A 14,489-nucleotide genomic window follows, 5' to 3' on the forward strand; every position below is an offset into this window, starting at 1 on the left:
CTTTCTAACCTCCAATTGCTTTCATCGGATCTACTTTAGTCACGGTTCCAATTGAGAAGAGACTACCAATAATCGTCACAACAAGAAGCACCAAACTATAAATACTCCATAAATTTAGAGCAACATTAAACGGTATTGCTTCAGGTAAAATTAAACTAGTTCCATAAGCTAGCCCAAAACCAAGGGCAATCCCAAAGACACCAATGATAAATGATTGTTTCACGATTGAATCAATAATAAATTTACTAGAAATTCCTTGCGCTTTCATGACACCAAAGATACTTGTTTTTTGTAGCGTCATGACGTACATAAAAATACCGATAATCGCTGTGACGATAAAGAATAAAAAGTAAATCATTGAATTAAGAGTTAAGTTTTGAGCGGAGTAGCCAGGTAAACTTTCAATAAAATCATCTGTTTTTAGTACATCTAACTTAGGTTTAGCCTCTTTTGAGGCTGTGGCATCTTGACTGTTTGTTACAACGGCATTTAATGGTAAACCATCTGGTGAGGCTTTAAAGTTTTTTCCATATTTCACATGAGCAGCGTCGTCTAAAGATGAGTAAATGACAGGTGTGACTGTATAGAAAGTTTCTGGTGAGATACCAACAATTTTCATCTTAATGTTGTCACTGCCAACTTCAATCTTATCTCCAACACTGTACCCTTTAGTTGCTAGATTTTTTGAGATGATTACTTCATTTTTATTTTTAAACATAGAGCCTTCTAACAATTCTGGCAAGAGAAAAGCATCATTTTGTGTTCCGAATAAAGTAATGTTTGTTTTTTCTTTTTTATTACCAATCGCACCGTTATAAATGAGGATAGGTGCTTTTTTATCCGACGTAACATCTGCTAAGTTTTTTTCTGTTAGCTGAGAAGCGGAAAGATTTTTGTTACTATCCTCAGATAGAATAACAGTCTGGCTATTCCAATCAATAATGACTTGTTTAAATTCTTGCGCTAGTCCATTAGCTAATCCTGATAGCATAAAGACTGCATAAGAAATCAATACGATAATGCCGACAATGAGTGTATATCTTAATTTTGAATAACTCATTTCTTTAAGCGCTAGAAACATATTCATTCTCCTTTAATTTTCAAAATTTAATAAGTGACGTTTTGTCACTAAAAGAAGTATAAAACAAAAGTGACAATTTGTCACTTTAAAAACATTGAAGATTTTATGAACTTATTTTTCATAAATTTTAAATGACTCTAAAAAACACAAAATTGTTTTAAAAGATGTTAAAAAGGAAGTGTAAGTATAAAAAAGTATGAAATTAAGCGTTATTTATTGTTAAATATTACTAACCAAAGTAAAGTGTAGATAGGTTAATTTTTGAAGGAGCGATACCATGAAAGTAACAGTCTTAGGATTTTGGGGTGGATTTCCTCATAATGGAGAAGGAACGACATCCTACCTAGTAGAATCAAAGGGGTTTTCTTTATTACTTGATGCGGGGAGTTCAACTTTAATTCAATTAGAGAAAAAAATAGACCCATTAAAATTAGATGCCGTTATTCTGACTCATTATCATCATGATCATATTGCCGATTTAGGTGTATTACAGTATTTAAGGCAATTAAAACCAAAAGAGCCGGTATCAATTTTACCAATTTATGGACATGAAGATGACCAAGAACATTTTCAACAATTAAGTATGACAGGCATTTCAGAAGGTTTTGCTTATAATCCAAATGAGAAACTAGAAATAGGTCCATTTGAAATATCTTTCATTCAAACAATTCATCCAGTAACTTGTTATGCTATGAGAATAGAAGAAAAAGAAACAGGTAAAATTTTTGTTTTTACTGCAGATACAGGTTATTTTGATGGATTAGTTGAGTTTTGCAGAGAGGCTGATCTTTTGATTACAGATACTTACTTCTTAGAAGGAACTGAGAATCATCATGCGCACTTGAGTTCTAAGGAAACGGGAGTGCTAGCAAAAGAAGCAGGGGTAAAAAAATTAGTTTTAAGTCATTTGAGACAAGAGATTGATTTAAATCAATTAAAAGAGCAAACAGAAAAATACCATAATAATAGTGTGGAAACAATTTTAGCTTCAACGCTATTAAATTTAACAGTATAGGAGAATAAAAAATGATTTTTGTATCCAATGAGGAAATAACAGACCCACGAATTAACTTAGCAATTGAAACTTATTTAGTTCAAGAAATGCCGATTGATGAGCCAATTCTTTTATTTTATGTCAATGAGCCTTCAATTATTATTGGCCGTAATCAAAATACGATTGAAGAAATTAACACGGATTATGTAGAGAAACAAGGTATTCATGTGGTTCGTCGTCTAAGTGGTGGAGGTGCTGTGTATCACGATGCAGGTAATCTTAATTTTAGTTTTATCATGCCAGATGATGGTGAATCATTTAGAAACTTTGGTAAAGTAACGCAACCGATTATTGACGCTTTACATGATATGGGAGTTGATGGTGCAGAGCTTAAGGGACGTAATGATTTAATCATTGATGGGAAAAAATTCTCAGGCAATGCCATGTATTCAACGAATGGTCGTATGTTTGCCCATGGAACATTAATGTTTGATAGTGATGTTAACGAAGTAGTAAATGCTTTAAAAGTGAGAAAAGACAAGATTGAATCTAAAGGTATCAAATCGATTCGCTCACGAGTAACCAATATTAAACCATATTTAACCGATACCCACCAAAATATGTCCACAGAAGACTTTAGACAAGAAATCTTATTGAAAATTTTTGAAACAGATAACCTAGATGATGTTAACGTTTATAAATTAACAGAAGAAGATTGGAAAAAAATCAATGCCATCTCTGAAAAATTATATCGTAATTGGGATTGGAACTACGGTCGTTCACCTGAGTTTGATTTAGTGAGAAGAAATCGTTTTGGCATTGGTTCAATTGAAGCTAAGATGAATGTATCAGAAGGTGAAATTAAAGAAATTAAAATTTTTGGTGATTTTTTTGGACTGGGTGAAATTTCAGATGTGGAAAATGCATTAAGAGGTATTAAATATGAAAAAGCAGCAATAATTGAAGCAGTAGAAAAAATTGATGTAAAAAAATATTTTGGAAATATTGAAACAGAAGACCTAAGTAACTTGTTGTATTAAAATAGGGTGAATAAAAAATCGTTTTGCTCCGAGTAACTGGAGGTAATAACGAACAATTGGTACTTTCAATTGATCGATATTAGTGAAGTTACCGAAGGAGTAGATTTTTAATTCCTAACTAAAATAGGGTAGTGAAAAAAGCGATTATCTCCATTTATTTGAAGATAATCGCTTTTTTTCTATGCTATTTTACTTGTTTTGATTTGTCGATAATTTTACCAACAATTCCGTAGCTTGATGCTTCTTCAGCACTCATCCAGAAGTTACGATCAGTGTCTTCTGAAACTTTTTCATAACTTTGTCCCGTTGCTTTAGCAATTAGACGGTTAATTCTTTCACGCATTTTTACGATTTCTTTTGCTTCAATTTGGATTTCAGTACTTTGACCCTGAACGCCACCAGCTGGTTGATGGATCATAAAGCGAGTATTTGGTAAAGAGTAACGATCTTTTTTATTTGCTGCTAAGAAAATAGTAATCCCAGCACTTGCTACCCAACCGGTTCCAACAATTTTAACAGCAGGTTTCACAAATTTAATCATGTCGTGAATAGTGTCTCCAGCTTCTACGTGTCCACCTTGACTATTGATAAAAATAGTAATAGGGTCTTCACTGATTGAAGCTAAAAGTAGCAATTGAGTACTGACTTCTTTGGCTAAATCTTGATTGATCTCACCGTAAATTAAAATAGTTCTATTATCAATCATTTTTTGTGTTAATAGTGAATTTGAATCTTGTTTTTTATTTTCTTCCATGGTTAAAAAACCTCCCATAATCTATAGATACTAGTTTAACATAGTTTAAAAAATAGTGAGTTGTTAGCGTCTTGGTTTTCGACCTAAACCAACGGCATTTTTCATTTTTTGTAATGTTTTATTAGCGACTTTTTGAGCAGACAATGCGCCTTCATCTAAAATAGAATGTAATTCTTCTGAATTAAGGATAGCATGATATCTTTCGTGAATAGGCTCAATCCAAGTAACGACAGCTTCAGCTAAATCTGTTTTAAATTCAGCATAGCAACTATCTTTATATTTATCGGCTAATTCTTCAATTGAGTAATCAGTTACAGCAGAATAAATAACTAACAAATTAGAAATTCCAGGTTTTTCTTCAGGATCATATTCAATAATACCACTAGAATCAGTTACAGCAGAACGAATTTTTTTGCTAATCACATTTGGTTCATCTAACATTGAGATAAACCCTTTGGCATTACTATCTGATTTACTCATTTTTTTAGTAGGTTCTTGAAGACTCATAATACGACCGCCATTATTTTTTTCAGGAATTTTAACTTCTGGAGTAGCTAAAATTTCTTGATTTTTACCAGCATAGCGTGAATTAAAACGATCAACAAAATCTCTAGTTAATTCTAAATGTTGCTTTTGGTCTTCTCCAACTGGGACTAAATTTGTGTTATAAAGAATAATATCAGCTACCATTAATGGTGGATAAGTTAATAGTCCAGCAGTTACAGATTCTTGTTTTTGGGATTTATCTTTAAACTGTGTCATACGCTCTAATTCACCAAGAGAAGTGTTACATTGGACAATCCAAGCAGCTTCTGAATGAGCGGGAACTTCTGATTGAATAAAGATTGAAGCTTGTTTAGGATCGATTCCTACAGCTAAATAAAGAGCGGCTAGTTGTAAAATTTGCTCTCTTAATTTAAGTCGATCTTGTGGAACTGTGATAGCGTGTTGGTCAACAATACAAAAATAGCATTGATACTCTTTTTGTAAATCAACGAATTGCTTCATTGCTCCAATGTAATTTCCGATTGTTGGGATACCACTAGGTTGAATCCCAGAAAAAATAATTTCCTTCATTTATTTTCCACCTTCATAAAATAGTCATAAACCTATTATACTAAAAACTTAAGAGAAAGACAGAAAATCATAGTTAAATGGTAAAATTATTTCAGGTAACTAAAATATAGTAGTACACAATTTTAATCTGTATTATTTTTTTTTATAATATGAATAATTTATGAATATGTTTAAAATTGTCTTAAGAAATTTTGAGAATCCCTTTATATAAAGCTTTACAAAGAATTTACTATAAGAATTTGTTAGATAAATATCAGATTTAATCTAGTAATTTAAATCGTGTTATAGTATAATTACGTTATAGTGGGAGCAGTAAAAAACTGTTATTCTCTAAACTTTGAAAGGGAGTGAATCGTATGTTGAAATTATATACTTCACCTAGTTGCACATCTTGTCGGAAAGCACGAGCATGGTTGCAAGAGCATCAAATTCCCTTCGTAGAAAGAAATATTTTTTCAGAACCTTTAATTCAAGATGAATTAAAAGAAATCTTACGTATGACCGAAGATGGTACGGAAGAAATTATTTCTACACGTTCAAAAGTATTTCAAAAGTTGGATGTTGATTTGGATGAACTGTCACTTCCTGAATTATTAAAATTGGTACAAGAAAATCCAGGATTGTTACGTCGTCCGATTATGGTGGATGACAAGCGCCTCCAAGTTGGCTTCAATGAAGACGAAATCCGTCGCTTTTTACCAAGAGAAGTTAGAGCTATTGAATTAAAACATGCTCAAATGATGGCAGGCATCTAAGAGTAAAATTTTTAGAAATATCGATCTTCAGCATGTTGACCAGCTGTCAAACATGCTGTTTTTTCATTTTTATTTAAAATTTTTTTTTAAGCCAACAATTTAAGCCAACAATAAAAGGATAGTTGTGTTCCCTTTACTTTTTTGTATTTTTCGTTACAATAAAGCTAACAATAAAATTTAAGAGAAACGAGGTGTAGCGGTATGGAGATGGAGAGAATTAATGAAAATACAATTCGTGTTTCGATAGATAATGATGATTTAGCAGAAAGAGGTATTACTTTTCTAGATTTATTAGGTAATCAAAAACAAATAGAAACTTTCTTTTATAGCATTTTAGAAGAAGTTGATGTGGATGAACAATTTCAAGAAACCGATTCTGTGACATTCCAAGTGCTACCCAATCATGATGGTTTAGAATTATTCATTAGCAAAAATTTACCAATGGATAATATGGATGATGTCAACGACTTAGATATGATGAAGGGCGATATGTTAAGTGATGATTTTACAGATTTTTTAAAAGAACATATTTCAGATCAAGAAGCAAAGTTATCAGAAGAAATTGATGAAGAAATCGATTTACTAAATAATCCAAAAGGAAATACAATGGATGTTATTTTTCGCTTGGATGATTTTGAGATGATGATTTCATTAGCTAAAAACATAAAATTACACAATGTTTTAACTTATTTATATAAGTTTAAAGACGATTATTTTTTCAGAGTATCCTTTGTTTTAGAAGAAAGTAATGATGCTCAGATTAAAAATGATATCTCTCAGTTATATGAGTATACGCATATAACGAATATTACGACGGATATTTTAGAGGAATATGGGGATGTCGTAATGGAACGTAATGCACTTGAGTTAACAAGATATTATTTTAAGTAAAGATAAAACGATACCCTTAATTATAGAAAAATAAAAAGGCTGGCATTTGAGTCAGTCTTTTGTTTTGTAGAAAAGGAGGTGGAGCATTTGATTAGAAGAAAAGAGTTTTTACTATATAGTATTGCTGGAACCATAGGAACATTTATTTATTTCTTTGCTAGATTTACGATGAAGAAATTTACTGACAGTGTGATGCTACCAGTTTTAGTTGGTCAAATGTGTGCCATTGTTTTTTCCTTTTTTGCTAATAAGTACTTTGTTTTTAAAGATAAGGGGACAGACTTAAAAAAAACCTGTCATCAGTTTTTTGAATTTTGTCTTGGACGTGGCTTTGTGATCCTACTAGACATCGGGATTGCCCATTTCTTTGTCGCAAAATATGGTCAATTTTGGATTAGAATACTAAACTTAAGATCAATTAATTTTCAAAATGCTTTCTTTTCTAACCCAATGTTTTTTAGGTTTATTGGCAATGAATATTTATTAAATGAATTTATCTTCACTGTTATTTCACAAACGCTAGCAACTATTATTAATTATGTTATTTCGAAAAGAATTGTCTTTAAAATCAAAAAGAGCCAAGAAGCAACGTTAGCTTCTTAGCTCTTTTTTAGTCTAGATTCAAAAGGCAACTCCTGCGGCAACTTCAAAAATAAAAATTAATTCGAAAACGCGTGAATTATTTTTTATTTCCTCCAGTTGCTTGGAGCTAAGCGCCTTTTTCATCATGCTACATTCCGATTAAATAATCATCATCGCTCATGGCTTCTACTGTTCCTAGTAAGTAACCATTACCTACTTGTGAGAAGAAGTCATGATTGCTTGTTCCTGTTGATAAACCGTTCATAACGATTGGATTTACGTCATTGGCTGTATCTGGGAACAATGGATCTAATCCTAAGTTCATTAAGGCTTTATTAGCGTTGTAGCGTAAGAAAGTTTTTACTTCTTCTGTCCAACCTAATTTGTCATAAAGAAGTTCAGTGTATTTTTCTTCATTTTCATACAAAGTAAAGAGTAAATCATACATCCAATCCTTCATTTCTTCTTGCTCTTTTTCAGTTAATTCATTAAATCCTACTTGGAATTTATAGCCAATGTAAGTTCCGTGAACAGATTCGTCACGGATAATTAATTTAATAATCTCAGCTACGTTAGCTAGCTTGTTGTTACCCAAATAGTAAAGTGGGGCATAGAAACCTGAGTAGAAAAGGAAGGTTTCAGCATAAACACTGGCTACTTTCTTTTGAAGACCAGTCCCATTTAAGTAAATTTCATTAATAATCTCAGCTTTTTTTTGTAAATGTTCATTGGTATTGGTCCATTCAAAAATTTCTTCAATTTCAGATTTTGTATTAAGTGTACTAAAGATTGAAGAGTAACTTTTCGCATGAACAGATTCCATGAATTGGATGTTGTTTAAAACAGCTTCTTCATGAGGTGTTCTAACATCAGGACGTAGTGCATCAATGGCACTCTCTGATTGAATCGTATCAAGTAAGGTCAGTCCACCGAATACAAGACCAATGTTTTCTTTTTGATCTTCTGATAAAGTACGCCAATCATCTAAATCATTTGATAAAGGGATACGTGTGTCTAACCAAAATTGTTCTGTTAGCTTTTCCCAAGTTGATTTGTCAATAATATCTTCAACGGCGTTCCAGTTTATCGCCTTGTAGTAACTATTTGTCACAGTGATTTCCTCCCTTAAATAACACAACTTTCACATTGATTACTGCCAATTTCACCTGAATCATCTGTAAATGTTCGAACATAATAAATTGATTTAATACCTTGGTTAAAAGCGTAGTGACGTAAGATATTCAAGTCACGTGTTGTTTGTTTATTGGTTTCAGTTTTCCATTCGTATAGACCTTCAGGCATTTCAGAACGCATGAAGAGTGTCATACTCATTCCTTGATCCACATGTTTTTGAGCAGTAGCGTACACATCAATTACTTTACGCATATCCATGTCATAAGCAGATGTATAGTAAGGCATACTATCATTGTTTAAATGAGGCGCTGGGTAGTAAATCTTTCCAATTTTTTTCTCTTGCCGTTCTTCAATCAAGCGCGTAATTGGATGAATACTGGCACTGGTATCATTAATGTATGAAATTGAGCCGTTTGGAGCAACTGCTAAACGGTTTTGGTGATATAAGCCGTACTCTTTGATTGAATCTTTAAGAAGAGTCCAATCTTCAGCAGTAGGAATCTCAATCGTATTAAATAAAGCTTTAATTTTATCAGACTTAGCTAGAACTGGTTCATTGATATAAGTCTCAAAGTAAGAACCATTTGCATAATCAGATTTTTCAAAATTATGGAATGTTTCACCACGCTCTTTAGCAATATTATTACTTTCAACAAGTGTCCAGTAATTTAGTAGCATAAAGTAAACATCAGTGAATTCTAATGATTCTTCTGAACCGTATTCCATTTGATTTTTAGCAAAATAAGTATGTAACCCCATAGCTCCCAAACCGATTGTATGGTTCAAACGATTACCGTTTCTAATAGAAGGAACAACCGCAATATCAGAGGCATCCGTAATAAATGTTAAGGCACGTGTCATCGCACGAACTGATTTACCAAAATCAGGACTATCCATTAAGTTAACGATATTAGTTGAACCTAAGTTACATGAAATATCAGTTCCAAGTTCATCGTATCCTTGTTGATCGTTAATCATTGATGGTTCTTGGACTTGTAGTATTTCAGAACACAAGTTACTCATAATGATTTTTCCGTAAACTGGATTAGCACGGTTAGCTGTATCAATGTTAATGATATAAGGGTAACCAGATTCTTGTTGTAGTTTACTAATTTCATTTTCTAAGTAACGAGCGCTGATTTTTTGTTTACGAATTTTAGGATTATTCACTAGATTATCGTATTCTTTCGTAATATCTAAGTAAGAGAAAGGAACACCATATTCACGTTCTACGCTATATGGACTGAATAAATACATATCTTCATTATTACGAGCTAATTCATAGAATTTATCAGGAACAACTAATCCTAGAGAAAGAGTCTTCACACGGATTTTTTCATCGGCATTTTCTTTTTTAGTCGATAAGAACATTTCGATGTCTGGATGGAAGACGTTCAAGTAAACCACACCAGCACCTTGACGTTGACCTAATTGATTACTATAACTAAAGCTATCTTCAAATAATTTCATAACTGGAACCACACCACTAGCAGCGCCTTCGTACCCTTTAATTGGAGAGCCAGCTTCACGTAAGTTAGAGAGTGTAATTCCAACCCCACCACCAATACGTGAAAGTTGTAAGGCACTGTTAATCGAGCGTCCAATGCTATTCATATCATCAGTCACTTGAACTAGGAAACAAGAAACCAGTTCCCCGCGGCGCTTACGTCCTGCATTTAAAAAGGACGGTGTTGCTGGTTGATAACGTTGATAAATCATTTCCTCAGCTAAGCTAAGAGCTAATTCTTCATTACCATCAGCATAATACAAAGCATTAAATGCTACACGATCTTCATAGCGTTCTAAATATGCCGTGCCGTCATTTGTTTTTAAAGCATATTGAGAGTAAAATTTGTATGCTGCCATAAATGATTTAAAGGTAAAGTGTTGCTCGTCTAGATATTTATATAATGATTCGATAAATTCAATAGAATAGTTACTAATAAATTCAGATTCTAAATAATTTTCATTCATTAAAAAATTAAGTTTTTCTTCAATAGAAGAAAATGTTTTTGTATAAGGTTCCACATTTTCTTTAAAGAAAGCAGTTAAAGCTTCTTTATCTTTGTATAAAGGAATTTGATCGTCGACAGGACGATTAATTTGATTGTTTAATTTAAAATAAGTTACATCTTCAAGATTTTTTAGACTCAAGGTTATCCACTACTTTCTTAAAATTTTTAACATCTTCTAGTGTACCATTAAATTCAAAACTAAAAAGCAAAGGGACTTGGTAGTCTCTTGCAATATCCTTAGCAGTAAAAATAAAAAGGTCCGCAAAGTTACGATTTCCTCCACCGACAACACCAAGCATATTCTGTTGATTTGTTTTGTACTCAATAAAATCGTTCACTACTTCAGTGACTTCTGCGTCATAAGTAGGAACGATTAAAATGTAAGGTTCATTGATTTCATGAAAAGGATTGTTAGAATCAATTTCATGAGCTTGGGTGGCGGGAAGGTCTAGTTTTTTGATGAATCGTCTTGTTTGCCCAGTTAAAGAAAAAAAGACTAGTTTCATACTAAACAGCCAACGTTCTTAATTGATCAGGACGGAAGCCGACAATAGTAACTCTTTCATCTGCTGTTGTAATAACAGGCACACTTCTAAATCCTTGTTCTTTTAATGAATCTATATATTGTGGTTCAGTATCAATATTTATTTCTTCAAAGTTTAGGTTTTTATCAGCTAAAAATTTCTTAGTCATTTTGCATTGTGGACAGTTATCTTTTGTATATAAAGTTATCGTATTCATTTAAATCACTCCAATTGGTCTTTAATTTCTATAAATATTAGTATAGCTTTTTATAGCAAAAAGTCAATGAAAAAACACAATATATAGTGTTTGTTTAAAATGTAAGCACAATCTTTAGTGATTAATTATTTCACAAAACAATATTATCAAGCTTTCATTTCTTTTTCAATGAAGAAAATTTTATAAAAAATCCCAGTAATTTGTTTTTGAACAAGAGTGATGAAAAAGGTGATCAGTTTCAAGCAACTGGAAGAAATAAAAAATAATCCGAGGGTTTGGGATTTTTTATTATTTTTGAAGTTGTTGTAGAAGTTACCTTTTTGAATCACGGCTAAAGAAAAAGAGTATCTGGTTTAATGTGTATTAATTCACATTAAATGATTGACTTAATGTGAACAGGGATTTAAAATAAATAGTAATGAGAATCGTTATCATTTTGATGACTGGCACAGGAGAAAAGGAGTGATTGTTTAATGAAAAATCTGATGGATTGTCAAATCAATCAAGTTTATCGTTTTGAACAATTTAAAGGCGAGAAAGAATATGAACGCCATTTAGTTAATTTAGGCTTAGTTAAAGGGGTCGATCTATATGTCGTGTCTAAGGAAAAAGGGCAACCTGTCATTTTAGTATTTAAAGAAACGAGAATAGGTTTAGATGAAATGATTGCTAAGGGTATATATATAGTAGAAAAAGAAAATGATAATGAAAAAATCATGAAATCTTTAGATAATTTAGTTATTAATGAGATAGGGATAATCACTAAAATATTAGGAACAGGTCCTCTTAAAAGGCATTTAATGGATATGGGATTAACTAGAGGAACGAAAGTCCAAATTACTAAGTATGCACCATTGGGAGATCCGATTGAGATTAAAGTACGTAATTATGAATTGACACTAAGAAAAAAAGAAGCCGAAATGATTCTAATAGAAAGTGAGCTTGATTAATGAAGACTCAAAAACATGTAGCGTTAGTCGGAAATCCTAATAGTGGTAAAACAAGTTTATTTAACGAACTAACAGGAACGAATCAATCTGTGGGAAATTGGCCCGGTGTAACAGTAGAACGAAAAAGTGGACGTTTAAAAGAAGACAATCTAGTGATACTTCAAGATTTACCAGGTATCTATTCTTTATCACCTTACTCACCAGAAGAAGGGGTCGCTAGAGACTATTTACTGCATGAACATCCTGAGAGATTATTAAATATTGTAGATGGAACGAATCTAGAACGCAACTTATACTTAACAACGCAGTTATTAGAGCTAGGGATTCCAATGGATTTAGCCGTTAATATGATGGATGTTGTCAGTAAAGAAGGAACGATCATTAATTGTGAAAAATTAGCTTATGGTTTAGGGATTTCTGTTTATCCGATTAGTGTTATCAAGAGAGATGGTTTAGATAAAATCAAGGAACAAATCACTGCTGATTTCACATTATCAGAAAAAAATGATAATTATCCAGTCTATGATGATCGTTTAGAAGTGGCATTAAGTGAAATTAAAGAATTAATCCATGTTTTTGTTCCAGCGCATCAATTAAGATGGTTTACCATTAAGCTTTTTGAAAGAGATGTTAAGGTATTAACACAGTTGTCTTGTTCAGAAGAAATTAAAGCAGAAATTGAAGAAATTATTCAAATAACTGAAAAAATTTTAGATGAAGACAGCGAAAGTATTATTATAAATGAGCGTTATGAATTCATAAGTCAGCTAGTGGCTTTGAGTACAGTTAAATCTAAAGATTTTAAAATGACGTTAAGTGATAAGATTGATCGGATAGTTACTAATAGATGGTTAGCTTTGCCGATTTTTGCGTTGATTATGTGGGCAGTTTATTATTTATCTATTCAGACAGTTGGAACGATGGGGACAGATTGGATTAATGATGTTTTATTTGGAGAATGGGTGCCCAATCACGTCACTAAATTACTAAATAGTTGGCAGATAGATTCTTGGTTACAGTCTTTAATCTTAGATGGAATTATTGCCGGAGTTGGAGCTGTACTAGGCTTCTTACCTCAGCTAATGGTCCTATTCTTATGTCTTTCTTTACTAGAAGATTGTGGCTATATGGCAAGAATTGCGTTTGTTATGGATCGTTTGTTTAGGCGATTTGGACTCTCTGGAAAATCATTTATTCCTATGCTAATCGCAACTGGATGCGGTGTTCCTGGTGTTATGGCCAGTCGAACAATTGAAAATGAAAAAGATCGTCGAATGACGATTATGACAACGACCTTTATGCCTTGTTCAGCTAAACTACCTATCATTGGTTTAATTGCTGGCGCTTTTTTCCCAACAAGTAGTTGGGTCGCTCCTTCTGCTTATTTTATTGGCATTGGAACTATTGTTTTATCCGGGATCATGTTGAAGAAAACAAGTCTTTTTAGTGGTAAAACAGCTCCTTTTATTATGGAGATGCCGACATATCATTTACCAAGATTTAAAAATAGTGTCCGTCAAATGATGGATCGCTCTTTATCCTTTGTAAAAAAAGCAGGAACGATTATCTTCGCCAGTTCTGTCATTATTTGGTTTTTAAATACATTTAATTTTAGTTTTCAAATGGTTGAAACAGAGGATAGTATACTGGCTTCACTTGGCAGAGGTATTGCGTTTATATTTGCTCCTTTAGGTTGGGGAAATTGGCAGACAACAGTTGCTACTATCACAGGTTTAATTGCTAAGGAAAATGTTGTAGGGACTTTTGGGATTTTATATGGTCATCAAGAATTAGCTTCAGAAGTAGGAAAAGAATATTGGCCACTTTTTAGAGCAAGTTTAACACCAATTGCAGGCTATTCCTTTTTAGTATTTAATTTATTGTGTGCTCCTTGTTTTGCTGCTATAGGGGCGATTAGGCGGGAGATGAATGATTGGAAATGGACAACATTAGCTATTTCTTATCAATGTTTTATTGCGTATATTGCAAGTTTTATTATTTATCAATTAGGAAGCTTTTTGTTTGAAAATCATTCTTTTGGAATAGGTCAAAGTATTGCCATTGGCTTTGTTTTATTTATTATCTTTTTCCTAGTAAAAAAACCAGTGAAAAAACAAGAAATAGTTGCTAAAGGGATTGAAATTTTATAGGAGGTCATTATGGGGACTTATATTTTAGCAGGAATTATATTTCTAGGTGTGGGGATTGTTATTTATAAATATGGAATAAAAAAAGAAAAAACGTGTGACTGCTCTTCAGTTGATTGTCCAGTTAAGAAAAAATGATCATCAAATTAGATAAATAATGTATGAGAAAAACCTTAAAAAGTTAGTTTAACAGACTAGTTTTTTGAGGTTTTTTAATTTGAAAAAATAAAATGAAGGTGAATCGAGAGATTATTGTCGTGTTATTAGACTAAAATCAAAAATAAAGAGTCGGGAATCTATCGTATAATTTAGCTATCAAAAAAATATA

General features: G+C 32.3%; 15 protein-coding genes. 8 read left to right on the forward strand and 7 right to left on the reverse strand.

Annotated elements, in window-relative coordinates; genetic code table 11:
• Positions 1-4 precede the first annotated feature (4 nt).
• Positions 5-1,081, reverse strand: a complete 1,077-nt coding sequence (locus FM121_RS08495; RefSeq protein WP_086951740.1) for an ABC transporter permease — start codon at positions 1,079-1,081, stop codon at positions 5-7.
• A 277-nt stretch (positions 1,082-1,358) separates the two neighbouring features.
• Between FM121_RS08495 and FM121_RS08500 the strand changes: the two genes are divergently transcribed.
• Both FM121_RS08500 and FM121_RS08505 read left to right on the forward strand, forming a co-directional pair.
• Entirely contained in the window at positions 1,359-2,096 is a 738-nt protein-coding gene (locus FM121_RS08500) for an MBL fold metallo-hydrolase (protein WP_086951741.1), read from the forward strand.
• Between the two features lie 11 nt (positions 2,097-2,107).
• A complete protein-coding gene (locus FM121_RS08505; RefSeq protein WP_086951742.1) occupies positions 2,108-3,115 on the forward strand; it encodes a lipoate--protein ligase in 1,008 nt (335 codons plus the stop codon).
• Between the two features lie 184 nt (positions 3,116-3,299).
• Here the strand turns inward: FM121_RS08505 and FM121_RS08510 are convergent, their stop codons facing one another.
• Together FM121_RS08510 and trpS are read right to left on the reverse strand one after the other, a co-directional pair.
• Positions 3,300-3,869, reverse strand: a complete 570-nt coding sequence (locus FM121_RS08510) for an ATP-dependent Clp protease proteolytic subunit (RefSeq protein WP_086951743.1) — start codon at positions 3,867-3,869, stop codon at positions 3,300-3,302.
• 63 nt (positions 3,870-3,932) lie between these two features.
• On the reverse strand, positions 3,933-4,946 hold the full coding sequence (trpS, locus tag FM121_RS08515) for a tryptophan--tRNA ligase (protein ID WP_086951744.1): 1,014 nt from the start codon (positions 4,944-4,946) through the stop codon (positions 3,933-3,935).
• A gap of 356 nt (positions 4,947-5,302) precedes the next feature.
• On the opposite strand from trpS, the gene spxA reads away from it, so the two are divergent.
• From spxA to FM121_RS08530, 3 genes are all read left to right on the forward strand, one after another.
• Entirely contained in the window at positions 5,303-5,701 is a 399-nt protein-coding gene (spxA, locus tag FM121_RS08520; protein WP_086951745.1) for a transcriptional regulator SpxA, read from the forward strand.
• A gap of 201 nt (positions 5,702-5,902) precedes the next feature.
• A complete protein-coding gene (locus FM121_RS08525; RefSeq protein ID WP_086951746.1) occupies positions 5,903-6,592 on the forward strand; it encodes an adaptor protein MecA in 690 nt (229 codons plus the stop codon).
• Positions 6,593-6,679: 87 nt separating this feature from the next.
• Positions 6,680-7,195 (forward strand): GtrA family protein, encoded by a 516-nt coding sequence (locus tag FM121_RS08530; protein WP_179203832.1) that lies wholly within the window; start codon positions 6,680-6,682, stop codon positions 7,193-7,195.
• A gap of 127 nt (positions 7,196-7,322) precedes the next feature.
• Here FM121_RS08530 and nrdF read toward each other — a convergent pair whose 3' ends face one another.
• The 4 genes from nrdF to nrdH are packed head-to-tail and all read right to left on the reverse strand — an operon-like array spanning position 7,323 to position 11,064.
• A complete protein-coding gene (nrdF, locus tag FM121_RS08535) occupies positions 7,323-8,285 on the reverse strand; it encodes a class 1b ribonucleoside-diphosphate reductase subunit beta (protein ID WP_086951748.1) in 963 nt (320 codons plus the stop codon).
• A 14-nt stretch (positions 8,286-8,299) separates the two neighbouring features.
• Positions 8,300-10,462 (reverse strand): class 1b ribonucleoside-diphosphate reductase subunit alpha, encoded by a 2,163-nt coding sequence (gene nrdE / locus FM121_RS08540; protein ID WP_086951749.1) that lies wholly within the window; start codon positions 10,460-10,462, stop codon positions 8,300-8,302.
• Positions 10,443-10,829, reverse strand: a complete 387-nt coding sequence (nrdI, locus tag FM121_RS08545; protein WP_086951750.1) for a class Ib ribonucleoside-diphosphate reductase assembly flavoprotein NrdI — start codon at positions 10,827-10,829, stop codon at positions 10,443-10,445. The genes nrdE and nrdI overlap by 20 nt, the downstream gene beginning before the upstream one ends.
• Before the next feature lies 1 nt (position 10,830).
• Positions 10,831-11,064, reverse strand: coding sequence for a glutaredoxin-like protein NrdH (nrdH, locus tag FM121_RS08550; RefSeq protein ID WP_086951751.1), 234 nt, complete (start codon positions 11,062-11,064; stop codon positions 10,831-10,833).
• A gap of 473 nt (positions 11,065-11,537) precedes the next feature.
• Between nrdH and FM121_RS08555 the strand changes: the two genes are divergently transcribed.
• Genes FM121_RS08555 through FM121_RS14355 form a run of 3 tightly spaced genes read left to right on the forward strand, consistent with a single transcriptional unit; the run spans position 11,538 to position 14,299 of the window.
• Entirely contained in the window at positions 11,538-12,014 is a 477-nt protein-coding gene (locus FM121_RS08555) for a FeoA family protein (RefSeq protein ID WP_086951752.1), read from the forward strand.
• Positions 12,014-14,164, forward strand: coding sequence for a ferrous iron transport protein B (gene feoB, locus FM121_RS08560; protein ID WP_086951753.1), 2,151 nt, complete (start codon positions 12,014-12,016; stop codon positions 14,162-14,164). Before FM121_RS08555 ends, feoB begins: the two co-directional genes overlap by 1 nt.
• A gap of 9 nt (positions 14,165-14,173) precedes the next feature.
• A complete protein-coding gene (locus tag FM121_RS14355) occupies positions 14,174-14,299 on the forward strand; it encodes a FeoB-associated Cys-rich membrane protein (protein ID WP_143597073.1) in 126 nt (41 codons plus the stop codon).
• Positions 14,300-14,489 lie beyond the last annotated feature (190 nt).

The sequence above is a fragment of the Vagococcus fluvialis bH819 genome (assembly GCF_900163795.1).
GTDB lineage: Bacteria > Bacillota > Bacilli > Lactobacillales > Vagococcaceae > Vagococcus > Vagococcus fluvialis_A.